The organism is Endozoicomonas sp. NE40 (genome assembly GCF_040549045.1).
GTDB classification, from domain to species: Bacteria; Pseudomonadota; Gammaproteobacteria; order Pseudomonadales; family Endozoicomonadaceae; genus Endozoicomonas_A; species Endozoicomonas_A lisbonensis.
Genome location: NZ_JBEWTB010000002.1, coordinates 4,448,455 through 4,473,417, shown reverse-complemented (window position 1 = coordinate 4,473,417; position 24,963 = coordinate 4,448,455). Strand labels below are relative to the sequence as shown.

At 43.0% G+C, this 24,963-nt stretch carries 22 protein-coding genes; 1 reads left to right on the top strand and 21 read right to left on the bottom strand.

Annotation, left to right across the window (positions count from 1 at the left end; all coding sequences use genetic code 11):
• Window positions 1-2: 2 nt before the first annotated feature.
• Window positions 3-764, top strand: coding sequence for a 5'-3' exonuclease H3TH domain-containing protein (locus tag V5J35_RS21250; protein WP_354009060.1), 762 nt, complete (start codon window positions 3-5; stop codon window positions 762-764).
• Here the strand turns inward: V5J35_RS21250 and V5J35_RS21245 are convergent.
• The 21 genes from V5J35_RS21245 to V5J35_RS21145 all read right to left on the bottom strand — a co-directional run bounded on the left by V5J35_RS21245 (window position 761) and on the right by V5J35_RS21145 (window position 24,892).
• Window positions 761-2,644 (bottom strand): extracellular solute-binding protein, encoded by a 1,884-nt coding sequence (locus V5J35_RS21245; protein WP_354009059.1) that lies wholly within the window; start codon window positions 2,642-2,644, stop codon window positions 761-763. The genes V5J35_RS21250 and V5J35_RS21245 overlap by 4 nt on opposite strands.
• 117 nt (window positions 2,645-2,761) lie before the next feature.
• Window positions 2,762-4,231, bottom strand: coding sequence for an amino acid permease (locus tag V5J35_RS21240; RefSeq protein WP_354009058.1), 1,470 nt, complete (start codon window positions 4,229-4,231; stop codon window positions 2,762-2,764).
• Between the two features lie 208 nt (window positions 4,232-4,439).
• Window positions 4,440-5,951 (bottom strand): amidophosphoribosyltransferase, encoded by a 1,512-nt coding sequence (gene purF, locus V5J35_RS21235; RefSeq protein ID WP_354009057.1) that lies wholly within the window; start codon window positions 5,949-5,951, stop codon window positions 4,440-4,442.
• Window positions 5,952-6,232: 281 nt separating this feature from the next.
• Window positions 6,233-6,745 (bottom strand): CvpA family protein, encoded by a 513-nt coding sequence (locus V5J35_RS21230; RefSeq protein WP_354009056.1) that lies wholly within the window; start codon window positions 6,743-6,745, stop codon window positions 6,233-6,235.
• A gap of 143 nt (window positions 6,746-6,888) precedes the next feature.
• Window positions 6,889-8,094: an O-antigen ligase family protein gene (locus V5J35_RS21225; RefSeq protein WP_354009055.1), complete on the bottom strand. Its 1,206-nt coding sequence runs from the start codon at window positions 8,092-8,094 to the stop codon at window positions 6,889-6,891.
• Window positions 8,095-8,118: 24 nt separating this feature from the next.
• A complete protein-coding gene (locus V5J35_RS21220) occupies window positions 8,119-9,495 on the bottom strand; it encodes an undecaprenyl-phosphate glucose phosphotransferase (RefSeq protein WP_354009054.1) in 1,377 nt (458 codons plus the stop codon).
• 33 nt (window positions 9,496-9,528) lie between these two features.
• A complete protein-coding gene (locus V5J35_RS21215) occupies window positions 9,529-10,656 on the bottom strand; it encodes a glycosyltransferase (protein ID WP_354009053.1) in 1,128 nt (375 codons plus the stop codon).
• A gap of 105 nt (window positions 10,657-10,761) precedes the next feature.
• Complete coding sequence (wecB, locus tag V5J35_RS21210; protein ID WP_354009052.1) at window positions 10,762-11,886, bottom strand: non-hydrolyzing UDP-N-acetylglucosamine 2-epimerase; 1,125 nt, start codon at window positions 11,884-11,886, stop codon at window positions 10,762-10,764.
• Between the two features lie 120 nt (window positions 11,887-12,006).
• Window positions 12,007-12,852, bottom strand: a complete 846-nt coding sequence (locus V5J35_RS21205) for a GDP-mannose 4,6-dehydratase (protein ID WP_354009051.1) — start codon at window positions 12,850-12,852, stop codon at window positions 12,007-12,009.
• A gap of 2 nt (window positions 12,853-12,854) precedes the next feature.
• Window positions 12,855-13,889 (bottom strand): GDP-mannose 4,6-dehydratase, encoded by a 1,035-nt coding sequence (gene gmd, locus V5J35_RS21200; protein ID WP_354011332.1) that lies wholly within the window; start codon window positions 13,887-13,889, stop codon window positions 12,855-12,857.
• The gene (locus V5J35_RS21195) at window positions 13,882-15,075 is read right to left on the bottom strand and encodes a glycosyltransferase family 4 protein (RefSeq protein ID WP_354016493.1); all 1,194 of its coding nucleotides are present in this window, start codon (window positions 15,073-15,075) and stop codon (window positions 13,882-13,884) included. The genes gmd and V5J35_RS21195 overlap by 8 nt, the downstream gene beginning before the upstream one ends.
• The gene (locus V5J35_RS21190) at window positions 15,000-16,121 is read right to left on the bottom strand and encodes a glycosyltransferase family 4 protein (RefSeq protein WP_354009049.1); all 1,122 of its coding nucleotides are present in this window, start codon (window positions 16,119-16,121) and stop codon (window positions 15,000-15,002) included. Before V5J35_RS21190 ends, V5J35_RS21195 begins: the two co-directional genes overlap by 76 nt.
• A 130-nt stretch (window positions 16,122-16,251) precedes the next feature.
• Complete coding sequence (locus V5J35_RS21185; RefSeq protein ID WP_354009048.1) at window positions 16,252-16,950, bottom strand: class I SAM-dependent methyltransferase; 699 nt, start codon at window positions 16,948-16,950, stop codon at window positions 16,252-16,254.
• 208 nt (window positions 16,951-17,158) lie between these two features.
• Window positions 17,159-17,335 (bottom strand): hypothetical protein, encoded by a 177-nt coding sequence (locus V5J35_RS21180; protein ID WP_354016492.1) that lies wholly within the window; start codon window positions 17,333-17,335, stop codon window positions 17,159-17,161.
• Window positions 17,336-17,414: 79 nt separating this feature from the next.
• Entirely contained in the window at window positions 17,415-18,344 is a 930-nt protein-coding gene (locus tag V5J35_RS21175) for a hypothetical protein (RefSeq protein WP_354016491.1), read from the bottom strand.
• A gap of 165 nt (window positions 18,345-18,509) precedes the next feature.
• Window positions 18,510-19,475, bottom strand: coding sequence for a glycosyltransferase (locus tag V5J35_RS21170; RefSeq protein WP_354009046.1), 966 nt, complete (start codon window positions 19,473-19,475; stop codon window positions 18,510-18,512).
• A 322-nt stretch (window positions 19,476-19,797) separates the two neighbouring features.
• A complete protein-coding gene (locus tag V5J35_RS21165) occupies window positions 19,798-20,775 on the bottom strand; it encodes a glycosyltransferase (protein WP_354009045.1) in 978 nt (325 codons plus the stop codon).
• Between the two features lie 152 nt (window positions 20,776-20,927).
• Complete coding sequence (locus V5J35_RS21160) at window positions 20,928-21,902, bottom strand: glycosyltransferase (protein ID WP_354009044.1); 975 nt, start codon at window positions 21,900-21,902, stop codon at window positions 20,928-20,930.
• Between the two features lie 4 nt (window positions 21,903-21,906).
• Window positions 21,907-22,500, bottom strand: a complete 594-nt coding sequence (locus V5J35_RS21155; RefSeq protein WP_354009043.1) for a histidine phosphatase family protein — start codon at window positions 22,498-22,500, stop codon at window positions 21,907-21,909.
• A 1-nt stretch (window position 22,501) separates the two neighbouring features.
• A complete protein-coding gene (locus V5J35_RS21150; RefSeq protein ID WP_354009042.1) occupies window positions 22,502-23,689 on the bottom strand; it encodes a glycosyltransferase family 4 protein in 1,188 nt (395 codons plus the stop codon).
• Window positions 23,690-24,892: a glycosyltransferase gene (locus tag V5J35_RS21145; protein ID WP_354009041.1), complete on the bottom strand. Its 1,203-nt coding sequence runs from the start codon at window positions 24,890-24,892 to the stop codon at window positions 23,690-23,692.
• Between the last annotated feature and the right edge of the window lie 71 nt (window positions 24,893-24,963).

The window sequence follows — 24,963 nt, the reverse complement described above, 5'->3', positions numbered from 1 at the left end:
CCATGCGCCCTCACCTGTTATTAATTGATGCCCTGAACCTGATTCGCCGGATACATGCGGCGGTGAGAGCGCCCGATGAGAACAGTCAGGTTGATGGTGCCATTTCCTCAACCATCTCCTCACTGTCAAGAGCGCTGCACGACAGCCAGCCAACCCATGCGCTGGTCGTATTTGATGGTAACCCGCCCACCTGGCGACATGAGCTGTATCCTGACTATAAAAGTCAGCGCAAACCCATGCCTGACATCCTGAATAACCGTCTGGGTGATTTTAATAACGCCTTTTTACAGCTGGGCGTGAAGACCTTTCGCCGTTCAGGTCTGGAAGCCGATGATGTGATTGCCTCGATGGCCAGCAAGGCGATGGGGGCGGGTGTTGCCGTCACCATTCTCTCAACGGACCGAAGCTTCCAGCAGCTGCTCACTGATCCGTCAATACGACTGAGGGACCATTTCCAGAAGCAGGATCATAATGCTGAAACCGTTTTCCGGCAGCTGGGGTTCAGGCCGGAGCAACTGGTTGATTACTGGGCAATGGCTGGGAATGGCGATATTCCCGGTGTCAGCGGTGTCGGCAAGCAGGGCGCAGCCAGGCTGATGCTGGAGTTCGGTGGGCTGGAACAGGTCTTTCAGCAGGGCGAATCAAAAGGTGCTGCGGGAAAAGTCTGTGTGCAAAAAGAGCAGGCTTTGCTGTCACAACGGCTTGCCACTCTGGCCACCGGGCTGGAACTGGGCGTGCGCTTGAAAGATCTGCGTTTTGGTTAATTCTTAACTGGCAAATCCTTCCGCCACCAGGTACTGAAAGGCGTTGTGTAAATGGGTGCCTTTTCTGGCCAGGCAAACACATCCCGGTGCGCCACTCGCATAGAGTCAGAATACCACTTGGGAATACCGTAATGTTGCCAGAGCAGGATACGGTCAAGGCTTCTGGTCAACGATTTTAATTCAGCACTGCTCCTGGCTTCGGGTATTTTTTCCAGTAACGCATCAATGGCCGGATGTTTTATGCCCGCTAAATTATGGCTGCCTTCTGCATCAGCCCGTTCTGAGTGGAAATAATCAAACAGCTCAGCATCCGGAGCCAGAGACTGGGGTAGTATACGCAGTACCATATCGTAATCATGCGCCCTGACCTGGCGAATATACTGTGCAGCGTCCGCCCGGACCAGATTCATTTCAATACCAATGGTTTCCAGATTTCTTTTCAGCGGTAGCAGATAGGTTTCTGAGCCCGCGCCCTGTTCCAGAAAGGAAAAGCGCATGGGCTTTCCGGTTTTCCGATTTCTGAGGGTATTGCCCCTAAGTTCCCAGCCTGCTTCTTTCAGCAATGCTAATGCCTGTATCTGCTGAGGCCGGATGGAGCCGTTTCCGGAAGTCTGGGCGGGCTTAAAGGGCTGGGTCAATAGTTCAGGCGGTAGCTTCTCTTTCCAGGGGTCAAGCCATTGCATTTCAGCTTTGTCCGGCAAGCCTTTTGACGCCATGGGGGAATTAGGGAAATAACTGTGTGAACGTTTATAGGCACTGTAGAAAATAGACCTGTTGACCCATTCAAAATCAAACATCAGGCTGATGGCCTGTCGCACCCGCCGGTCGTTGAAGGGCTTGCGGCGGGTATTGAAAAACATAAACGAGCTGCCGTAAGCCATCTGGTGAGGAATCAATCTCTTCCTGACTTTGCCTTCCCGAACCGCTGGAAAGTTGTAACCGGTATTCCAGTGTTTGGCAATCACTTCAAGGTGCAGGTCATGTCCGCCTGCCTTGAACGATTCGAAAGCCATGTGATAATCGCGATGGAAATAGAGGGTAATTTTATCAAAATTGTAACGCCCTTTATTAACGGGCAAGTCCCTGCCCCAGTAATCCTTAACCCGGCTGAATGTCACGGACACGCCCGGCTTAACCGCTGTAATTTTATAAGGCCCACTGTTCAATACAGGTTCCAGCGTGGACTTGCTGATATCATGTTTGCTCCAGTAGTGACGAGGCAGTACCGGAAGCTCTGCCACCCTGAGCAGCTGTGATCGTGTTCCCGCCTGTGCAAAGGTGAAACGGACTTTGTGATCGTCGAGTTTTTCTACCTTCTTAACGGGCTCTAACTGCACTCTGTAACGGGGGTGTCCCTTCTCTCTAAGTTCCTGATAAGAAAACACCACATCGTCTGCTGTGACCGGTATGCCATCATGAAAGCGGGCTTCAGGGCGAAGATGGAAGATGATCCAGCGGTTATCGTCAGCGTATTCAACAGAACTGGCAATTAACCCATAGGCTGACTGAATCTCATCCCCTGACGGGCTGTACTGCCCTGTTCCTATCATCAGGGGCTCATTCGACTCGGAAAAGCCGTAGCGCATGTAGTTATAGGATGGAGCAAGGGCCGGAGTCATTCCTTTGGCTGAATAGGGATTCAGGGAGTCAAAGGTTCCATGAACAAACAGGCTGATCTCACCGCCCTTGGGTGCATTGGGGTTGACGTAATCAAAATGTTTGAAGCTGGACGGATACTTCAGCTCGTCAAACCGGGACAACCCATGGGAGCAATGGCTCAAGGGGGGAAGGGGTTTGGCTACTGCTATTGAGGAAAAAAAGGCAATAGAAGCTGAGAGAAAGAAACCCAGCGTCAGCCTTTGATAAACAGATAACTGCATTCCAGCTCATATTATTTTTAACGAAGCATCACTATAGCAGCTCTGGAACCGGCTAAATAGAAAAGAGCCACCCTCTCCCGAGAAGCGGCTCTTATACTATTCAACCAGATGACTCAATTATGCCATGGCTGGTTCGAAACCTGCCTGTGCCTGCCGGGATTCGTAGCGGGACCACAGCAATTTTGCCATTCCGAGATAAAACACCAGTCCACCAATGTTAATCAGCAGAGTGAACATCGGGTGGGCATTGTCACCCAGGTCTTTACCGTTGAGCCAGTCAGCAACCAGCTCTGGAGCAGGGATACTTGTGACCACCGCCGCCAGCAGGAAAACAGTCAGCAGGAAGCTTGAAATCAACAGCGCCAGTTTATCCGACCGAACCATTTTGAATTCACGAGGCATATCACTCTTGCCAATCCGCAAGCCCATATAACCCAGTATCAGAAAGATGGTTGGAACCAGCAGATTCAGGGCCGACATGGAAATGATGGTTTTCATCAGGGTTTCCACTGAATCGATTCCGAGAGCAGGAACAATAAACAGGACACTGACAACAGCCGCCTGAATCCACAGCGCATTGGCAGGAATGTCATTCTCATCACGCTCGGTCAGTTTTTCCGGCAAAATGCCTTCCGGCAGTTCAGAGAACATCACCTGAATGGATGAGTTCACCCATACCGCAAGTCCTCCCAGAGAGGCAATGGCCAGAGTCACACCCACAATATTCACAACCCAGTGACCAAGACCCAGCTGTTCGCCCAGTAACAGGAACAGGGTGAAAATGCCGTTTGTGAGATCCAGACTGTTTTGTTCAACCACCAGCGATACCGCATAGCCACCCAGACAATACAGTACACCAATCAGCAGGGCTGCGACGGTGATTGCTTTCACAAAGGTTTTACTGCCACCTTTAGTGTCTCCAATATAAACGCCAATGCTTTCACCACCGGCGAAGGCAAACAGCAACCAGCCAATCATGACCAGTGTGTTCCAGTCGGAAAAGCTCGGCAGTGTGTCAGCGACGGTAATCGCCTGAGCCGGCGCATTATCCATAACAAAAACCGAGATAATGGCAGCAATGATAAACAGCAGAGAAAGCCCCATGGACGCGGCTCCGGCCACCTGAGCCAGTTTAGACAGGAATCCAACGCCTTTTGTCACAGAGAAGGTAACCAGCCAGAACACGCCAATACAGGTTATTGCCAGAGCCAGAGCGGAGTCCTGTCCAAAGAAGTTTCTACCCGTCACCCCCCAGCTGAAATACACCACCAGAGTGCTGGTCAGAACGGTAAAATAGAACATGTTGGCAAAGAAGTAAGTCCATGAGCCATAGAAGGCCCATTTAGAACCCAGGGTGGATTCGATCCAGCTGTAAATACCTGATTTTTTACCGGCATTGGCACTGGCCATTTCACCCATCATTAAAACCATGGGCAAAAAGTATACGACAGTGCCAATCAGCCACAGGGAGATGCTTGCAGGACCCAGTTCTGCATATTGGTTAATGACGTTGCGGAATCCAAACACACAGGTAATGGTCATCATTACCAGGGTGTTGAATCCAATGACTTTCCGGCTCTCTGACATATCAGTTCTGCATTGTCCTTAAAGAGTTGTAATTATGTTGCTTTATAGAATAATTATTCATAAGAGGTAATCCTTAAGCTTCTGTGTAGAAATTACCACTGGCTACCTGCCAACCCTTTCTTCGATGACTGATTTACTGACGACAAGGCAAAAAAAACCCTGCACACTGGCAGGGCTTGTTGTTTCGTTTTTTGATTGCCGGGGTTACTCAGGCAACCTCTTCTTCGTTATGAATATCCATAACCGAGTCACTTTGTTCTGAAGCGCGGGTTTGTTCATTTCGGCTCGCAGCAAGACGACTAAGGTATTCCTTATTGATACCACCCGCCACATATTCACCATCAAAGACCGAACAGTCAAAATCATCAATTTGAGGATGCAAAGATGAGACTGTTTTCTTCAAGTCCGCAAGATCCTGATAAATTAACCGGTCTGCACCAATATCCCGCTCCACTTCCTTCTCAGTACGCCCGTGAGCGATAAGTTCTTCAGAAGTCGGCATGTCGATGCCATAGACATTTGGAAAACGAATAGCGGGGGCAGCAGAACAAAAATAGACCTTTTTAGCTCCGCTCTCACGAGCCATTTCAATAATCTGCTGACAGGTCGTACCCCGTACAATGGAATCATCAACAAGCAGAACGTTCTTGCCTTCAAACTCCTGCCCGATGGCATTGAGCTTCTGCCGAACGCTTTTCTCCCGTACTTCCTGCCCGGGCATAATAAAGGTGCGACCAATGTAGCGGTTTTTCACAAAGCCTTCACGATATGGGAGCCCCAGACGGGAAGCAATCTCAAGAGCAGAATTACGGCTGGTGTCCGGAATAGGCATAACGACGTCAATATCGTGGTCTGACCATTCCCGCAGGATTTTGTTTGCCAGCGTCTGCCCCATGCGCAGGTGTGCCTGATAAACAGAAATACCATCAATAATGGAATCCGGACGAGCCAGGTAGACATATTCAAACATACAGGGTCGACTGACCCCTTCTATACACTGAAAACTATGCAGTTCGTTAGTCTCATCAACGTAAATACATTCTCCCGGCGCAACGTCCCGAACCAGTTCAAAACCTGAAGCGGTAATGGCAACAGATTCAGACGCAAACATGTACTCAGCGCCCTTTTCAGTCTCTCGTTTGCCGTAAATCAACGGCCGAATGCCATAAGGGTCACGAAATGCCAGTATTCCATGACCGTTAATCATACTGATAACGGCATAACCACCTTCACAGCGCTGATAAACTTGCCCGACCGCTGTAAAGATATCCTCTGGTCTTAATTCAAGTTTGGCGACTTTGGACAGCTCGTGAGCCAGAACATTTAAAAGCACCTCAGAGTCAGAGCGGGTGTTGATATGACGAAGATCGGTCTTGAACAGCTCTTCCTTGATGGCATCTGCATTGGTCAGGTTGCCATTGTGCGCAAGGGCGATACCGTATGGTGAGTTCACGTAAAAAGGCTGGGCTTCAGCAGAACTGGAAGTGCCTGCTGTGGGATAACGAACATGGGCTATACCCACATTACCACTTAATTTTTTCATATGGCGGGTACGGAATACATCACGTACGAGACCATTATCTTTTCTCAGGAAAAAGTGACCATCGCCCAGAGTCACCATTCCCGCTGCATCCTGCCCCCTGTGCTGAAGCACGGTCAGTGCGTCGAACAACAGCTGGTTAACATTAACCGTTGCCGAGATACCGACAATTCCACACATTTAAAACATCCTCAGGCTTGATCAGTCATTCTGAGCCAATTCAGGTTAAATCACCATGAGGCTTAGAACATTAATAGTCTCATTAGTTCCGGATACTGCGGAAGTTGATAAAGATAGCCACATAGATCCCGGAAGAATTTGCCTGTTCCCTGGGACCTGTTGGGTTATCTCTGGAGACAGCGGGTAAAATATCACGACTGGAAGGATTAGGACAGCTGCGAGGGGAAGCAAGGGGTGAAGATTGTGCATCTACACCCTGTTGCCAATAGAGAGAAGAAGTATCAGATGGGAGTTGAGGGTACGACCTGTAAAGCAGGGTCTACAATCTGCATTACGGTCTGCTTCGACCAGTCAGCCAGCATAATAAAATGTGGCAGGAGCGTTGAATTTTTCCACGCCAGGTCATCTTCCAACGGCGCAAAGCTCATCAAACCAACCAGAAGAATGACCAGCAAACAGCCCCTCAAAGCACCAAAAACCATGCCCAATAAACGGTCGGTTCCCGTTAGACCTGTTGCCTGAACCAGGGTAGCAAAGATCTTATTAACCAGACCGCCAACCAGTAAAGTAGCGATAAACAATAAGATGCTGGCAGTGATTAAGCGCAGCGATGGTGTTTCTATAAAGTCATTGAGATGAAGTGACAGACTTCCGCCAAAAGACCAGGCGATAAACAGGGCGGCAATCCATGTTAATAAAGATAGAACCTCTTTAAAAAAACCTCGTTTCAGGCTGATCAGGGCTGAGACGATAATAATGGCGGCTATGATCCAGTCGATCCAGGTGAAGGTCAAGAGTCAGGCTCCCTTACAAACAACAAGTTGGAAACTCCTTACTCTATTAATTTACCTGGTAAAGAGTTTTGTCGGTAAAACCATACAGCAAGTGCCGTACTGGCAGATATTCTATACAACTTCATCATACAGATGCCACAGAGTCAGGCTTCTGATTGTGACTGAGTTTCACGACTACCAATAAAGTTGGCAAGGAATAAAGGAAGGGTAAACGCCAGAAGCATGCCTCCGGGATACTCATAGATTCGATTACCATCGAACATCAGGGTGACCATCATCCCCATCACTACGAAATCCCAGGAATTGGGTTTTGCCTTTTTAATGTAGATTTCGTAAGGACGTTTAAAAACACACAGAAGAAACAATAACAACCCCACAAGTCCACCAAAAAACAGTGTGCTGACATAAATAGAATGCCAGTGGGCAACTTTCATTCCTCTCCATACAATATTACCTGGATCTGCTGCTATCCCATGACCAAACAATAATGTTGAAATTGATTCTGTAATCGTTTTATACGCGTTTTCATAGATGAGAAACCTGCCGGCATCTGCTCTACTTAGCAAATCAGAAACATAAACGGTCATTGAATTCGTATCAATAAAAAGGGTGAACAACAAAAATATAGACGTGCTCACTACCAACACATACAGAATGCCCTTCAGTGATACAAAAACCGTCCAGTACAATCTGGTTATTAGAAGAGTACAGCCCGTTAACAGACCGAGCAATGCACCTCTCGATTTAAACATAACAACAGAAGTAAGGAGAACTATAAAGGCTGCAACGAGAAGCCAGAGAGTACTCTTCCGGGGTTTATTACAAATCAGGGAGAGCGCAACAATAGCAGCTGCAGATAAAAACCATGCTACCAGATTATAATAGCCAAAACTTCCTAATGGGTTACCAGAATAGTCATTGCCCAAATAGCCCCACTTCAAATATATCATGACAATTAAAACAAGTGCAGAGCCAATATAATAAAACTCAGCCTGTATCAAACGAATATTTTGATGCGCAACTAAATTACCAATCATGAACAACAAGGCAGTCGTCGCCAGTATTTTCGCTGCCATATTGTGTAGTTTATCACTATCAGACCACAACAAACTAAGGGATAGCCAGACGGTTAGCGCCAGGAAATACTGAACAAATCGAACATTAACAATTCCTTTTATATCACTCCAGCGAACACAGAGTAATACAGGGATACAAACCCAAACTCTATAAAAATTAACAACTGCTTTTCCGTTATCGATAAATACAGATATAAACAATAGGAAAAGAAAAAAATACCAGCAAAAAACTTCAGACACCTTGCTTCTAATCAAATGAATACTGCCTAACATCTACCCTCCAAAAAAGCTAGTCTTTTAATAAGCATTAGTATCAGAGAAGCTTTTATAAACAGTAAGACAAATAATTTTAAAATCCAAAGATAGTGACCATGAATTAATATATTTCAAATCCATTTCAACGCGTTTTTGCATTTTTGCTAGTGTATCCGTTTCTCCACGGAAACCATTAACCTGTGCCAGACCTGTAATGCCAGGTTTTACTTTATGACGTTTCATGTATGAATCGACAAGCTCTTTATATTGTTCATTATGGGCGAGCGCATGAGGTCTAGGGCCAACCACTGACATATTTCCCTTTAAAACATTTAGAAACTGGGGCAATTCGTCCAGACTGTTTCTTCGCAAAAAACCGCCAATTGATGTTAAACGCTGATCATTCTTTACAGCTTGAGTCACCTTTCCGTCAGCTTCATTATGTACATACATAGTTCGGAATTTATACACTTCTATTTGCTCACCATTTGCACCTAATCGTCTCTGTTTAAAAAGCACAGGACCTTCAGACGTTATTTTAACCAGAAAGGCAATAGCGAGCATAACAGGCGAAGCAATGAAAATAGCAACTAAAGATAGCATGACATCTTCTATGCGCTTAATCATAGAATTCCATTCATTCAAAGGAGAGCAACTCAAATCAAGAGAATAGAACCCACCAATAGGGGTTACCCGATGATTTAACAAAGCCATATCCCTGAGCCCGGGCATATAACGGATATCCATTGTCTGATAGCGTAACGTAAACAAAATTTCTTCTATAATAGTGCTATCTTTCAGTGGCAGACATAACCAGCACTCATCAAAATCACTGTCTTTTTTAAGCTGACTCTCAACAAGTTCCCTTACCCTAGATAACTGATCATATTCAAGACAGGCATCCAGCCGATAACCCCATTCATTACGATGACCCATTTCGTGAATAATTGAATAAAAATTGCGACCACGCCCAATCACCAAAACACGTTTCGAGTTTCTTCCGCGAATACGGATTGACCGTAAAAATACAGTGATCAATATTCTGAATACAATGCTCAACAAAATGGATAGAACAATCCAGGATCCAAGCCATAAACGAGAATATTGTTCAGTTGACTTAGTCATCACCAGAAAAGCAACCAGCAGAGTGAAGGAAATAACCCAGCTAAATATTACAATGCCAAGAAAGTATGATAAGGAACGACCTCTCCATGATTGATAGACTCCAAACATCCCTGAAGTTCCGACCACTAGAAATGCATGTATAACACTCAGGGACTGATAGTTAAAACTAGTTTCTACATAGCTAAACCTCAGCCAGAACGCAGTATGAGCTGTCAGGTAAGATGTCAAAATATCCAACAATATAAACAAGGTTGCTGGAAGATTTGAACGACTTAGGGAAAATCCTTGAGGCATTTTTTATTTTTGGACCAGGTAAAACGTTATTGATTAAACGTCCGACTGAGCGTTAGAAGTGCAATGTTGAATCCAACACTGATCAACAAATTGAGAAAACTCTTTTCTGAATCTTTCAGAAGAAAATTTAAGTGCATGCTCTCTTATTGCTGCAGGAGGTAGTAGTTTGGTTTGTTCAAACTCTATAACAGCCCTTGATATAGCGTCTGCCGTTTGCTCATGAAAAAAAATGCCAGTTTTTTGATTGACAACGGTTTCAAGTAAACCTCCTTTACCGTATGCAATAACAGGGATCCCACAGGCCATTGCCTCAACTGGAGCGATGCCAAAATCTTCTTCTGCGGCAAAAACAAATGCTTTCGCTTTTTGAACAGTTTCTTTTAAATTTTTGAACGATTGTTGTCCCATCAAGGTTATATTGGGTGTCTTAATAGCATTGAGTTTTTCAAAATCTGGACCATCACCAATAACAACAAGGTGTTTATCTGGCATTTTGGAAAATGCGCTAACAATCAAATCAACCTTTTTATACGGAACAATTCTTGAACATGTAACAAAGTAATTTTTCTTTTTTTCACACAATTCAAAATCTTCAACAGAGACATTAGGATATATCGTATAAGATTTCCTATCGTAAGCATTTTTTATTCGTTCAGAAATATAATCTGAACAAGCAACAAAGTGGTCAACACTCTTAGATTTTTTCCTATCCCATACCCTAAATCTGTTTAAAAAACACTTCGCCAAGTGTTTTTTAATGCCATGTAACCCAAATTCTAGCAGGTATTGAGTTTGTAAATCCCATGCATAACGAGCAGGTGTATAACAGTAACATATATGAAGTTGGTCAGGCTCAGTCGATACACTTTTAGCAATACAATGGCTGCTTGATACAACAATGTCATACTTGCGTAAGTTATGCTGTTTTATTGCAATCGGAAAAAGTGGTAAGTAGCTACGATATTTTAAATTTGCTAAAGGAAGACGTTGAACAAATGTTGTTTTAGTAATCTTATTTTTAATGAAATCCCTTTTCCCTTCCTCAATAAAATCAATCAATGAAAATAAATCTGCTTCCGGAAAAATTGTAAGCATTTGCTCTAGAACTTTTTCGGCTCCAGAGTAAGTTACAAGCCAATCGTGAACTATAGCAACTTTCAAAAGAAGCTCCAATTTAAAGTTAAATATTGAACAACCTGATTTTTTTACTCTAAACCATCTAAAAATAAGCACAGATTAGGTATATGCTTTTTCGCTACTTATCATTCAGGCTTTCAACAAAACATCAACAATCCTTTTACTGGCTAGCCCATCTCCATAAGGATTATGAGCTATGCTCATGCGTTTGTATTCCTGTTTATTTAATAAAAGAGTTGTTAACCCATCTGCTATGTTAGTTACTTCTGTTCCTACTAGTTTTACTGTTCCAGCTTTCACTGCTTCTGGTCTCTCAGTGGTATCACGCATAACTAATACAGGTCTTCCAAGCGATGGAGCTTCTTCCTGAACTCCACCTGAATCAGTAAGAATGATATCTGCCTTATTCATCAACCAGACAAACTGCAGATACTCCAGAGGTTCAATTAAATGAATATTATCTATATCCTGTAGTAAAGAATCTACAGGGTCTCGTACATTAGGATTTAAGTGAACTGGATACACAATGCGTACATTAGAAAACCTTCTTGCTGTAATAGCCAGAGCTTCACAAATTTTCTCAAATGGTTTACCAAAGTTTTCTCTGCGATGCCCTGTGACCAATATTATGCTAGAAACGCCATCTTCGGAAAGAAATGAAAATTTCGCTTCCAACTCTTTATTCAAAGCAAAATCTTTGCCCAGTTTTTCCTTTGCCTCAATCAGAGCATCAATAACTGTATTTCCAGTTACTATTATTTTTTTGTGGTCAATGCCTTCAACTAGTAGATTATTTTTAGATTTTTCTGTTGGGGCAAAATGCCATTTTGCCAAAGATCCGGTTAGTTTACGGTTAGCTTCCTCAGGCCATGGAGAGTAGATGTTTCCTGTACGTAATCCAGCCTCAACATGTCCAACAGGAATTTGCTGATAGAATGCAGCTAATGTTGCCGTAAAAGTCGTGGTAGTATCACCATGAACCAGTACAGCATCCGGTTTACAGTCAAGGAGAACAGCCTCCATTCTTGTAAGAATAGTGCTTGTTATTTCCGTTAATGTTTGCCCGGGCTGCATAATATCCAGATCATAATCAGGCTCTATTTCAAAAAGACTCAAAACCTGATCCAGCATTTCCCTGTGCTGAGCAGTAACACAAACTAACACATTTATATTTGGCTGATCGTACATATAGCGTACTAATGGTGCCATTTTAATTGCTTCTGGCCGTGTGCCAAACACAGTTAGTATATTCACTGTAATAAAAAATTTTGCTCAGATAACAAATTATTATTTATAGTCAGAAAAACTTAAGTTAATGAAAGTAACAGCGCAAACTGATAGCAGTGATTTTTTCCATATCAATCAGGCTATTCCTTAGTGTGAAAACATCCATCGTAATGTTTCTTCTAAAGGGACTGTTTCCCAGCCTCCAATCAATTTACACAGCCTCGATGGATCACCACAAAGAGTTTTGATCTCATTAGGACGAACAAATGCAGGGTTGACACGTGCATCCATCTCAACGTCAGTGATATCCTGCATCAAACTCAGAACTTCATGTAGCGAATGTGTTCGTCCAGAACAAATATTAAATGTCTTTCCGACAGGGCGTTCCTCAAGCAATCGGCGATAAGCCCGAACAACTGCCCGAACATCTGAAAAATCCCGCCTGACATCAAGATTTCCTAGCTCGATCAGCTCAGCCCTTCTACGGAAATGGTCGACAATTTTAGGTAAAAGAAACTCCTCCCTTTGCCCAACACCGGTGTAGTTAAACGGTCGGGCTATCACTAATGGCAGTTTGTCCAACCAAACCCTAGCCATGTATTCCATAGCCAGCTTACTAACCGCATAGTCGTTTGCTGGATTCAGAGGTGTATCCTCATCCAGCACCCCCCCAGAACTATTGCCATAGACATTGGCACTGCTGGCCACTAACACGCAATCTGGTTGCTTACCACATTCGGCTAATGCAGCAAGTAAATTACGTGTCCCTATCAAGTTGATCCGGTAGAAATCGTTTGGCTCTCCATGACCTACGAACGCAATCCCGGCAAGGTGTACCACCCAGTCAGGTTGTACACGTTTAATTTCATCATTGAGCATGATTGGATCTGCTAAATCACTCGTGAGACCAACCACCTCATGCCCATTTCCTGTCAGCTCAGCTTGCAGATAACGTCCGGTAAAACCACTGATGCCGGTAATCAAGGTTCTCATGGTTAAAATGAAACTCCTTGTTCCACCCTGCGCAAATCAGCTTCTACCATCATTTGGCAAAGTTCTTCTAGCTTAGTCTTTGGTGTCCAGTCGAGCTCGCTCTTTGCTTTGCCAGGATCTCCTATTAGAAGATCGACCTCCGCAGGACGATAAAAATTCTTGTTAACTTTTGCCACTATTTTGCCAGATTTAGCATCTATACCTATCTCATCCTCACCAGAGCCATCAAAATCTAATTCTGTACCAACGGCCTTGAACGCCATACGGACAAAATCCCGGACCGACTCAGTCCTGCCTGTTGACAAAACATAGGTATCCGGCACATCGACCTGGAGCATGCGCCACATACCCTCAACATAATCTTTTGCAAAGCCCCAGTCGCGTTTGGCATCAAGATTACCAAGTTCCAGAACATCCTGCTGACCAAGCGTAATTCGTGCAACAGCATCAGTAACCTTTCGCGTTACAAATTCCATCCCCCGCAAAGGCGATTCATGATTGAACAATATACCGCTAGCTCCAAAGATGTCATAACTTTCCCGGTAGTTAATCGTCATCCAGTGTGCATAGAGCTTAGCCACACCATAAGGGCTACGTGGATAGAGAGGTGTTAGTTCCGTCTGCGGAACTTCTTGTACTTTGCCAAACATCTCAGAAGTACTGGCCTGGTAAAAGCGAATTTTAGGATTCACAATTCGAATCGCTTCAAGCAGGTTCAGTGGTCCCAGACCAGTTATCTGAGCAGTACTCATTGGCTGATCAAACGACACACCGACAAAACTCTGTGCGGCCAGATTATAAACTTCTGTTGCTTCGGTCTGTTGCAACAGGCGAATTGATGAACTCAAGTCCATCAGGTCGTATTCGACCAGATGTAAATTCGGATGTTTCTCAATACCTAACTCTTTAATACGCCAAAAGTTCGTAGAAGCTGCCCGACGATAAGTTCCATAAACGCTATAGCCCTTATTTAAAAGAAATTGAGCAAGATAAGCACCATCCTGTCCCGTAATACCAGTGATAACAACATTATCCATCATTAAGCTCCTTCCTAATTTGAGTCAGCATTTTTGTTGCAGTTTCAGTCCATTTAGTGGGGCTGTATTCACTGCAAATTCGATCTGTTTCCGCCTTTAGTTTGCCTTGTGAAAATAATAAATCTTCAATTTGCTTTACCCATTCTTCGACGGAATATGGAGATGCAAAGCGTGTCAAATCCGGGGCAATTTCTGGCATACTGGATGTGTTTGAGCTTATACAGGGTTTACCATACTTGAGGCTTTCAGCTACAGGCAATCCCCATCCTTCATAAAGGGCCGGAAATAGTGTAAACAGGCAGTTATTGTAAAGCTGCTGCAGTACCTGATCTGAAGTATCTGTGAGGATCTCAACCAAAGGTTCCAGGTTTCGGTCGTTTTGCACCTGAAACAAAAGATTGCCATCAATCCATCCCTCCCGACCAACCAGAATCAGTTTGGGTAATTTACCAGGATACTTTCGACTTAAAATTCGGTAAGCATTTAACAAACAAGTTTGATTTTTACGTACTTCCAGCGTACCAACCGCCAAAATATAATTCCCAAAATTTAGAATTTTTTCAGACTTTACTATCGAATCACCAGTTTCATTAAAATCCTCTCCCAATCGCACAACATTTAACTCACAATGCCTGGATAGGGTTGGCTTCACATGTTGTTCAACATCATTTTTTGTGCAGTTGGAAATAGCAAAGCCTCCATCACATAATGATAAAGTTTCCTGAATCCAGGAACCAAAATGATCACCAAATCCTAAACCCTGTTCATAAAAATAAGGAAACATATAGGGAATAACATCATAAAAGAGTTGATAAAATTGCCCCCCTGTTTCCCGAAAAAGTTTTACCTGTGCGTTATAACAAGCAAACGCCCAGTTAGCACCCACTGAGAGAAGTACATCACCTTTAGAAAATTCTACCTTTTTGCCTACTCTTGCTCCCATTGATGTTAGATTTACATGGTGAAAGGCACCCAGCTGGTCATCTATACCAACTAGTTTTACTTCAGGATATATCTCTCTGAAAGCATAAGACAAACAATAAACAGTTCGGGGAACTCCGGTTGGCGTCCCACTCCATTTCAACATGGTCGAGTAATCAAAGTAGAGAGTCATCCTGAAGTCGCCGCCAATTGAGGATAATGCTGGAGCAATACCATTTTTATTTTTTTTGCACTCTCGGTCCAACTATTTCGCTGGTAGTTATTACTAATATGTTTGGACTCATTCTGTCTTAACGACGAATCCTCAACTAATGTTCGAATCTGTTCAGCCCATTCCTGAACCAGAAATGGGTCTGCATGGCGAACTAAACCAGGTGCGATTTCCAACATACTGGATGAGCGTGAAGCAATGCATGGTTTACCGAAGCACAAACTCTCCGCAACTGGCAAACCCCAGCCTTCATAGTAAGAGGGATAAACAGTAAAAAGACTTTCCTGATACAAATGCTTTAAATCAGCATCAGAAATATCATGCAGGATTTCTATGTACTCATTCAGGAGGATATCATTTGTAATCTGATATTCAATATCATGATCAAGCCATCCTTTCTTACCAACAAGATAAAGCTTCGGTGGTTGGAAATTCATGCGCTCGATCAAATAGCGGTATGTGTTGAGCAATAAAACATGATTTTTCCTATATTCTATCGTCCCAACCGACAAAATAAATGGTGAAACTGTTTTCTCAAGAATTACATCGGAAGGACTGGTAGTGGAATCAGGAATATCATCACCAAGGCGCACCACGTAAACAGGTGGGCATTGAATATTATTAGTTTCCGAATAGTATTCCAAGTCAACTCTGGTGTTTTCCGAAATAGAGAAACCAACTGCTGATTTTTTAAGAGTTTCCTTTAACCATTCTTCATACACAGAAGCAAACCCAGGCCCATATGAAAACGGTAACAATACCGGAATTATGTCGTAAAAGAGCGTACAAAGTGACACACCCTGTTCATCCAGTGAAAGAAGCCGCTTATGATGAGAAGGGTAATCCCAGTTAGACCCTGCTGTAATGACAATATCACCTGTATTTAATGTTAAAATTTCACTCGTGGTGCGACTTTCCAAAGAATAATTGTAACAAAAACCATCTTCTCTGAACAAACCTAAATAAGCCTTAGGCATAAAAATCTTAAGCTCTTTTCCAATCTCTGATACAACGCGCTGAATCCCTGTTGCATGTCCATGCCAATTTGATAATGCAGTACAATCAAATATAACTTTCATTTAAATTCCAATTAAAAGAGGCATTAAAACCATTTTTTTTATCAGCTAGGGAAGATGTGAATAAGTCACCAAATTTGATTTGCGAACTGAACAGACAGTTCAATGAAAAACAGCCTTGTTCATACCTTCCCTAGTGGTGCAATGCGATAATTTTATGACCACAAAGCATTACATCATCTTTTGAAGAATAGCCTGAGTTTTTGAAAATATTTTTATAGCTATCCGCATAAGAAAGGTTGCATAAAAACATTTTATTTTGGCCAATTGCAAATGGAACCAACGTGGGCTTTTGCTCTAAAAATCTAATGCAGCCCTCAATTACTCCAAGCCAGTGCATGTTGGTGATATCATCTAGAATAACCACCCCCTGTTTATGTATTAATTTATGCGCTAACTTTAGATCTGACAGCGTGTGTTCTACAGTATGCCCGCCATCCACAGAGAATATTCTTACAGGCTTTAAAATATCCTTTTCTAACGGGTAGGTGGTGGAATCAGCAATAACAATGTTTACATTATTCCCTTGATGCTTATCGAACTCTAAAAGGTTTTTTTTAAATATTTCAAGTGAACCGCACCCAGATTGATCAATATTTAAATGTTGATCATCAAACAAGTCAATTGCATATGACTCTTCGTTTTTTTCAGTTAACCAATTTAGTAAGATGAAAAATTTTCCGTGATGAACTCCTATTTCAGCTATTCCCCCATTCACATTTTCATCTTTATGATAAGCATCAATTAGTTGAGAATATTGCTGCATATATCCACTACACCAACCTTCAATCATTTCGAAATCATTTTTCATGAAATTTTCAATTGTTTTCAACTATCGTTCCTATTTTATTTAACGTTTGGCTCATGGGTGTCGCCGCAGGCGGTATCTCGAACCATTTGTTATGTTAGTGTTTAACTTATTTTCCTAAAGTCGTTACTGAACTAGCAGTTAGCTCTTTCTTTGGTGAAGCTAAAGAATATCTGATGACTTAACCTTTATTCAAAACTGGTAACTTACCATTTTTTGTACCACTGCAGGACTAGATGGAAATACCAATAGCTTTTGCAATATAAGAATTCATTCCTTTGGTTATTTCTTCCCAGTCTAAACCTGAAACTTTATTGCTCCGCTTATAAAATTGCTCTGGTCTTTTTTCAATCAATTGTTGTGATACTTGTCTTGCAGTCTCACCAAGAAAAACTCCCTCTTCTTTCACATATGACTCAAAGCCCCGAAATGAAAACCTTGAACCAACAACACATTTCCCAGAGAGTAATGCTTGAGCTGTTTTGAGGTTACTTCCTCCCCCCTCCCAAACCGGTAGGAACAATACCAGAAGAGTTCATAATAGCAGCATCGATATCATCCCCTGATACAGGACCCAGAATATTCAGATATGGGTATTTTTCCTGACAAAAACCTTTCATGGATAAAAGCCCGTCTCCTGCTCCACCTAATACGAATAATGACAAGCGAGTACTATCAACATCATCTGGCATTGCTTCCAGAAGACTTCTCAATCCATTAATATTGGGAGGATGCCAACTACCAATAAAAACCCAGTTACATTCACTATACGAAAATATTTTTTGCCACTTTTGTGTCTGTTCATTATTCACCGGCTTTGAATTTCCATTGGGAAAAACACGTACTGAAATATTTGGTGCCAGCTCTGAAATATAATCAGAATCATTTTTTGAAACAGCCAATGCAGCATGAGCAGAGGTAATGACTTCCCTTTCCATAGTATCAACACGATCGGTATAGGCTTGGGCTACTTTTGTTGGAAAAGCATCAAAATATATTTTCTGTTTCATTCCAACTTCTATGTTATGTGAACTATAAATAATCTTTGTATTGGGAGAAACTACCTTATCAACCATAAGGCGTTTAACCAATGGCCACAAAAAAGGCTGCTCCAGGAAAATAACATCAGGATCGTAAGATTTCACATTAGCCATCACATGAGTGTAAAGTTCATTATAGTATTCCAGATATGTGCAAATCCCCCAGTCAATAAGTAAGCCGTTCAGGTCAAGCTCTTCCCATTTCCCCTGATCTAAAGTAACTTGAAAAGTCTCATAATTATTCCTGTTATCCCATTCAAAAGAAAGAGTTTCCACATCAAAACTCTCACGCAGTTTTTGACGTATATGGTAACTTCTTAACTTTCCGCCATGATTTGGCTGTTCCAAATCATAGGTGGTCATTTGTAAAATTTTCATTCCACCCCCGAAGACTACTTTGATTTTATTAAGCTAATACACACTTGCCAACTGTAAACTACATGCTCAAAGTACGTTTTTTAAAAAATCTTCTCATAAACAACATATCTTTCTTCATTTATTAAACATCATTGGCTTTTTATCGTGCATCCAGTTATTTAATTATTAAATTGCATTATGCGTATTAACTTCATACAGCATGGCATCATACATAGCCGGTATTGTTGAATAGTGCATCCAGATTTTCACATCTTCCGGGTTGCATTGCCGCTTAAAAACCAACCAGTGCGCCCAGCGAACGGCTTCCGGTGATACTTTTGTAAGTTCAATGGCTGTATGTACCCCATGGAATGGTGCAATTTTCCTCAATTGAGTCGCAATAGCATCAGCAGAGTGACGCCAGGAGCCCAAATTCAGCTTGTAATCAGGTCGACTAAGTTGATCTACCCCTGCCATTAACCGAGAGAGCTCTCCTTCGCGCTCTATATCAAAGTAATAAGGGTGTGCGCCTGCAAACTCTCCAAATACCGAGAGCCGATTCGCAAAAACAAGACCGTTGTACACCAAGCCTTCAGCCACCGGCATACCATAGCCCTCTGCAAGGGAAGGGCTGATAATCGCTATTGCACGCTGATAAAGGTTGGCGAGTTGACTATCATTGGCATCGCTAATCCAAAGGACTGACTGTTCAAATGAAGAGATGCAGTGAATAATTTCATCAGAATTGCTACCGGACTTGCCTGCAATAACAAGTTTCGCTTCTCCTCCTCCATCACGATATATCGAAAATTCACGCAGAGCTTCAACATAACCACGGCGTGGCTCAAGCGTTCCAACAATAAGAAAATAGTTTTCAGGTAAACCATTGTCCACTTCATAATCCTGGCAAGGTGTTGCTAAAATAGCAGGAGCAAGCGGAACAACAGGACAATCTTCTTTTTCCAACAGGATGCTTTTTGAACGACAGAATTCAATCAATGTTCGCTGTGTTTCGCACGAAATACAGGGAAGCAACTTTGAGTACTGAATTATTTCAAGAAGAGCCTTTTCAAAAGCTCGTGTTATTTCCTCTGAAAAAAATTGAGGGTGCGTTAGAGGGATTAAATCATAGATCAGAGTGGCAACAGACATTCCTCTATCCTGAAAAAAAGGGTACCAGCGATAGATATCCATAGTCCAGTACGCATCCGGACAGAAGTAAATATCACTATGCCTGAAGTCCACTGGTACAAAGTCAGCTTGTGTACTCTTTGTGATCAGCCTCGCATCTTCTACTCGATAGAACGCCTCAAACTGATTGCACACTGGAATGCATTCAACACCCAGCTGCTCTGAAAACACCGACAATTGATTGCACAAGGTCCGTACAACCCTCTGAACCCCTGTGTTAAGGTTACTACGGACGGTAGAGGTACAGTCTATATAAAGAATAGGATCTCGTTCCATCATGCCTTTAAAGTACCTTCTGATAGGCCAGTGAGAGTTGTCGTGCCGAGTGTACCCAGGTAAATTTATCCCTGATGCTTTTCTGTAGCTTACCCTGCACCCCCTGCAGCAACGTCACTATACCCTCAACGATCGTTCTGGAGTCATCTGGATTGATATAGACCACTTCATCACCAAAGTATTCTGTAGTGGAACCCACACGTGTTATCAATACTCTGCATCCTGAAGCAGCGGCTTCGAGGGCTGCAATACTCGGTGTTTCCACTGTGCTGGGCATTACAAATCCTTCTGCTCCGGCCAGGGCTGATTTCAGAATGTCCGATCCGTATGGCAACGGACCGATATAGACAAACTGATCTCCACCCACTTCGCGACAGCTGCGAAAATACGATTCATCACGCGCATGTCCAATAACTATGAGTGAAAGTTCCGGAAAGTGCTTTAAAGCTTTCAGAAAAGTAAGCTGGTTTTTACGCGGTTCAATATTTGCAACATTGATGAAAAATTTCTTTTCACCAAGTAAAAATTGCTCACGAAAAAGCTCAGGATTTCCCGGTTTCAAAAAACTCTCTTCTACGCCGTTATAAGCTACATGAAAGCGTTCTGCAGGTAAGCTATAAACTTCACTTAATGTCGCTGCTTCCTGCTGTGAATTAACAATTAACAAATCAGCAATAGAGATTAACCGCTGAATTTCGTCATGTGGATAATGCCATTTAGTTTTTGGAGTCACCCACAGATTAGGACTGATCACCAACCTGATTTCCTTGCTTTTGATGTACTCACATAGCTGATAGGATCCTGGCATCACAGAAAAATAATGAAAAATTTTTACATTTTCCGGGACAGGCTCCCATGGATTATACAAAGTTACCTGATGGTTCTGTGCTTCAAGGTGAGACTTCCAGGCCATAAGCTGTCGCTCACCTCCACCGGGGCAGTCAAAAGCCCAGGGGTAGGCACCAAACAGAATATTATGCTGCATTGAATTCTCTGTTTTTAAATAAATTGGTCTTGGTTTCTGAAAATTCAGGTGAAGTACGAGCTAAATGCTCGCTTGCCAAAGAGAGGAATACTATGTTTGTCAGCCCACTAAGCAACTGCAACCTTATGGTGAGTGTTTTCTGCCCACATGATTTATGACTGAGTGAAAGCGTTAGAATGTTGCAAGTACTCCACCAACGGTAAAATAACATCCGTCATCTCCACAACCTTTGGACAGGGTAACTGAACCTCAGGCTGTGTAAGCAGGTTAATAGCTTTAGCGCGTATTCCTTCTATGTTTTCCGGGTCTGCCAAAAGCGCAAATTCAGACAGCATTTCCTCAGTCCAGCTTGATCGGGTCAGCAAAAGCCTGCACCCCAATGCCTGTGCTTCAATAGCGGATGTTCCGGGAAAATCCATTGGCAACTCTACATATAAACTGCAATAGGCCAGTGCAGATAAATGCAGCTCCGAGCCAAATGGCATTGAATGAATAAAATGAATGTTAGGTGCAGCATGCTTTTTGCATTCCCTGACATAAGCTTCATCCCTCACGTCACCGGAAAATACCATATCAATATCAAGACCACTAAATGCCTTTACCGCCTGCAGCTGGTTTTTTTGTGGCTCAATAATACCCGTCCAAAGGGCATAGCGCCTCAGCCCATAAGACTCCCTGAACACCGTTGAAATATCTTTTTGTGAAAAGCGAGGAGATACTAAAGGACTAATTCGGATAACATCCTTACCAGCCAGATCAAAATAGCTTCGAAAATGCACTTCTTCTGCTTTTGACTTAAACACAACAGCATCAAAATTATTGAGAAAACTGGTAAGGCTTTCCAGATGACGGGTATCAGGCTCCTCTACAAACCAGAGATTAGGCCACAGAATCATTCTCTGGCCTCCTGTTTTGTTGATTTCATTTAAAAGAAGCTCTGATCCCCCCATCATAGAAAAATGAATAATATCCTGATAGGTATGGAGCGGGTGTGAAGAGGGGCCATATATGTCAGCCTGAACACTATCCAGATTTAATGCTTCCCGAAGCAGGTGAATTTCACGCTCACCACCACCTCGATGAAGAAATGCGTGTGGATAAGTAGTCAGCAAGACTCGTTTCATCATCTTCTCACGTAAAGTCCTTAAAGGGGACAAATCGATAACGAACCTGTCCATCTGAATTAATATTTATATGAACATAGTCGCAGTTCCCAACATTGAATGTAGGGTAATGCGTAATACACAGGGCAAGTAATTTGTGAAGAATTCCACAAACGGTTCCTTCATGACCTGCGATCAATACAACTTCATCCTGCTTCCATTCGTTCGAACAGCGATCATACCAAAGCCCTATTCGCCCTAACATATCGTTGAGGCTTTCTCCGCCAGGGTAATGCAAATCCGGGTTCAGTCCCTGATATCGGTAACGCGGTTCACTTGACCAGAGCTCATCTACACCTATATGGCTTACTTCACCAGTATCCAGCTCAATAAGCTCTGGCTCAATACTGATTTCGACCTGCCGCTCCAGATTTTCGATAGTTTGCAATGCTCGCTTCAGTGGTGATGCATAGATCTTTGAAAACCGGTACTGGTTCAGATGAGAGCATACATGCTCAGACTGGATTTTACCGGTTTCGGATAAAGGGTAATCCGCCGCGCCGCATACAAGTCTCATTTCGTTAGAAGTACTCAGGCCGTGCCTTAGCAAGAAAATATCCATTCTAAAATCCATACGTTTCAAGTACACCAACTGTCCGGTCGACTTGTCTTTGCCCCATGTCACTCGAGAAGGTGAAGTTGCTGTTAATCAATGCCAGACGCTCACGCATCAGGCCTCCAACCTGTTCTATAGAAAATGCTTGCAAGATCCGACTACGCGCCCTGTCCGCCTTAAGTAACCAGGTTGGATAGCTGGTATATAGTTCGCGAAAAGCTGAAACAGCATCTTCCATATCGGGTTCTGCCCAAATATCATCTTTTTGATAACGAAGACGCTCATGACCGACAGAACGAAGCTTGTATGTAACAAGACGAGAGTCGCTGCCTTCGCAAAACTCCATGTTTCCGGAGTAGCCTGTGGTGATAACAGGCACTCCACGACTCATTGCATCGGATATGGTCAGACCAAAGCCTTCAGCACGGTGCAGAGAGACATAAACGTCGGCCTCATCATAAAGAGCCTGAACAGCGTTGTTTTCTATATAACCTTCAATAACCTCTATGTTTGCATGATGCTGCTGAATGGCATGAAGCTTTTCCCTGAGTATTGCGTCATGCTCCAGATTGCTTACCTTGATAATAAGTTTTACTTCTGGATTGTCATCAAAAGCTGAAATAAATGCCCGAATCGAAAAAAGTATATTTTTCCTCTCAGCATCACTGTAGGTATTAAAGATCGTTAAAAATGTAAACGGTGTTTGGTATTGGCCTGATTGATTTAATAAAATACGTGCAGTCGGTTTTCTTAATTCGATCAATAGTGGAATTCGTACAACTGGGATATTCGCTGATCGGGCAAACGCAGTTTCACAAAATGTTGAGGCCGTCCAGATTTCATCAAAAAATTCCATCTGTCTCGCCCAGTAATCCGGAATTCTAGGAACCTCACAAAACCAGTAACCAATATTATAAAACCCATCAAGAGCGCCTTCACTTAAACGAGAGAAGTAATGAGGAACCCAGCGAGCACTAAATTGAAACAGGTTGACTTTATAGTGAAGAGAAGAAAGCAAGCGGTCATCAATTATCGTGTCACGACCACTTTGAAGAGCTACTGGCCTAGATAGCACATAGCGATCAAGCTTTACACCAGCTGCTTCCAGACTCCGGATATTTAATCCGGCAGCACGACCAATTCCATCAGATGTTTCCCAAGAGCCAAAAAAATTAACCCCCTTTTCTACAGCCATTCACTTAGCACCCCCAATAACTGCTGCTAACATTTTACCAGTTCTGCCAGCCCAGGTATTTTCACCAATAAAACCCCTGATCTCATCGACTTTAAGGCGTCCGGTCGCTAACTGCCGTTCAATCTGAACAATAAAGTCAGAGTTGTTTTCAGCCACCCTGATGCCTTGCCTGCAAACCTCTGTAAAAGCCAATGAAGTTGAAACAACCGGCAAACCTGCGGCAATGTACTCAAAATACTTCATTGGAAACATACCCTCTGTGTAATCATTCAAATGAGATGGAAGAAGTCCTATTTGCATGCCCCGAAGATAGTCCGGAAGAACATCGTACGGGCGATAACCAAGAAAATGCACATTCGGCAATCTGGCAAGCTCAGCCACAATAGAGCTTTTCTGCCCTTCACGCTCCTCACCAATAAAAACCCAGCTCCAGTTACTTCTTCTCTGAGCACACTCCAATAATAATTGAAAGTTAACTTTATAGTCCGACAGCACACCATGGTATACAAGACGTGGTTCTGGAATTCTTTCAAGTTCAGGAGGAAGCAAGCCTGGTTGTATCGCTTTACCAAAATGGGCAGCATCTACAACATTAGGATAAAAGTGCGTGTTAGAATTCAATACACGACAAGACTCAGCAAGGGGCTTTGCCGTAGCAAATACCACATCAGCCCGCCGCAACAATTGAGTCTCGGCTTCACGAAATGCAATTGCATCCACACCCGGTACTGCAGCTAGATCATCTACACAGTGATATATCAAACGGTTGAAGCTTAATCCGTCAATCACGTCAAGCATAAAAGGGTGATATGTCCAGATAAGCGGTTTATCAAACCTTCTCTGATTTATTGTACGAGCAATTGTTATCTTAAGCAGCCAACGGTTCAGTATTCGCGCCAACCAAAAACGATAGCCAACCGGAACTAGCAAAGGAGATAACACAAAGATACCTGGCGAACATTCTTTAGCGCCGAAGACTATTGACGCGAGCCCTTTTCGCAGGCGTCTTAATAGTCGCTTCCAGTCTCTGCCACTGCCAGCTTTTGGCTTTCGAATACCAACACTTTCAACATAGAGCACCTTTACACCAAGCTCGGCAAGGGATTTGGCACAGTGCTGCTTGTTGGTCCAATAGGGTTCATCCCAATCCGCTGTGGCAAACAAAATACAGTTTTCAGGAACAACATCATCATGCTCAGCCATATAGACCCTCCCGTAACTTGCCAAACTGAGCCATAAGAATGTCACGCTTGTTAGGGTAGAGGCCGAAAATT

Bases quoted from the DNA above. Each gene is read 5' to 3' on its own strand.
- V5J35_RS21190 (WP_354009049.1), bottom strand. From the start codon at position 16,121: ATGAAAGTTATATTTGATTGTACTGCATTATCAAATTGGCATGGACAT.
- V5J35_RS21205 (WP_354009051.1), bottom strand. From the start codon at position 12,852: ATGAGAACCTTGATTACCGGCATCAGTGGTTTTACCGGACGTTATCTG.
- purF (WP_354009057.1), bottom strand. From the start codon at position 5,951: ATGTGTGGAATTGTCGGTATCTCGGCAACGGTTAATGTTAACCAGCTG.
- V5J35_RS21175 (WP_354016491.1), bottom strand. From the start codon at position 18,344: ATGAAAATTTTACAAATGACCACCTATGATTTGGAACAGCCAAATCAT.
- V5J35_RS21155 (WP_354009043.1), bottom strand. From the start codon at position 22,500: ATGGATATTTTCTTGCTAAGGCACGGCCTGAGTACTTCTAACGAAATG.
- V5J35_RS21220 (WP_354009054.1), bottom strand. From the start codon at position 9,495: ATGCCTCAAGGATTTTCCCTAAGTCGTTCAAATCTTCCAGCAACCTTG.
- V5J35_RS21240 (WP_354009058.1), bottom strand. From the start codon at position 4,231: ATGTCAGAGAGCCGGAAAGTCATTGGATTCAACACCCTGGTAATGATG.
- V5J35_RS21145 (WP_354009041.1), bottom strand. From the start codon at position 24,892: ATGGCTGAGCATGATGATGTTGTTCCTGAAAACTGTATTTTGTTTGCC.
- gmd (WP_354011332.1), bottom strand. From the start codon at position 13,889: ATGGATAATGTTGTTATCACTGGTATTACGGGACAGGATGGTGCTTAT.
- V5J35_RS21165 (WP_354009045.1), bottom strand. From the start codon at position 20,775: ATGCAGCATAATATTCTGTTTGGTGCCTACCCCTGGGCTTTTGACTGC.
- V5J35_RS21245 (WP_354009059.1), bottom strand. From the start codon at position 2,644: ATGCAGTTATCTGTTTATCAAAGGCTGACGCTGGGTTTCTTTCTCTCA.
- V5J35_RS21170 (WP_354009046.1), bottom strand. From the start codon at position 19,475: ATGTCTGTTGCCACTCTGATCTATGATTTAATCCCTCTAACGCACCCT.
- V5J35_RS21225 (WP_354009055.1), bottom strand. From the start codon at position 8,094: ATGTTAGGCAGTATTCATTTGATTAGAAGCAAGGTGTCTGAAGTTTTT.
- V5J35_RS21160 (WP_354009044.1), bottom strand. From the start codon at position 21,902: ATGATGAAACGAGTCTTGCTGACTACTTATCCACACGCATTTCTTCAT.
- V5J35_RS21250 (WP_354009060.1), top strand. From the start codon at position 3: ATGCGCCCTCACCTGTTATTAATTGATGCCCTGAACCTGATTCGCCGG.
- V5J35_RS21150 (WP_354009042.1), bottom strand. From the start codon at position 23,689: ATGGCTGTAGAAAAGGGGGTTAATTTTTTTGGCTCTTGGGAAACATCT.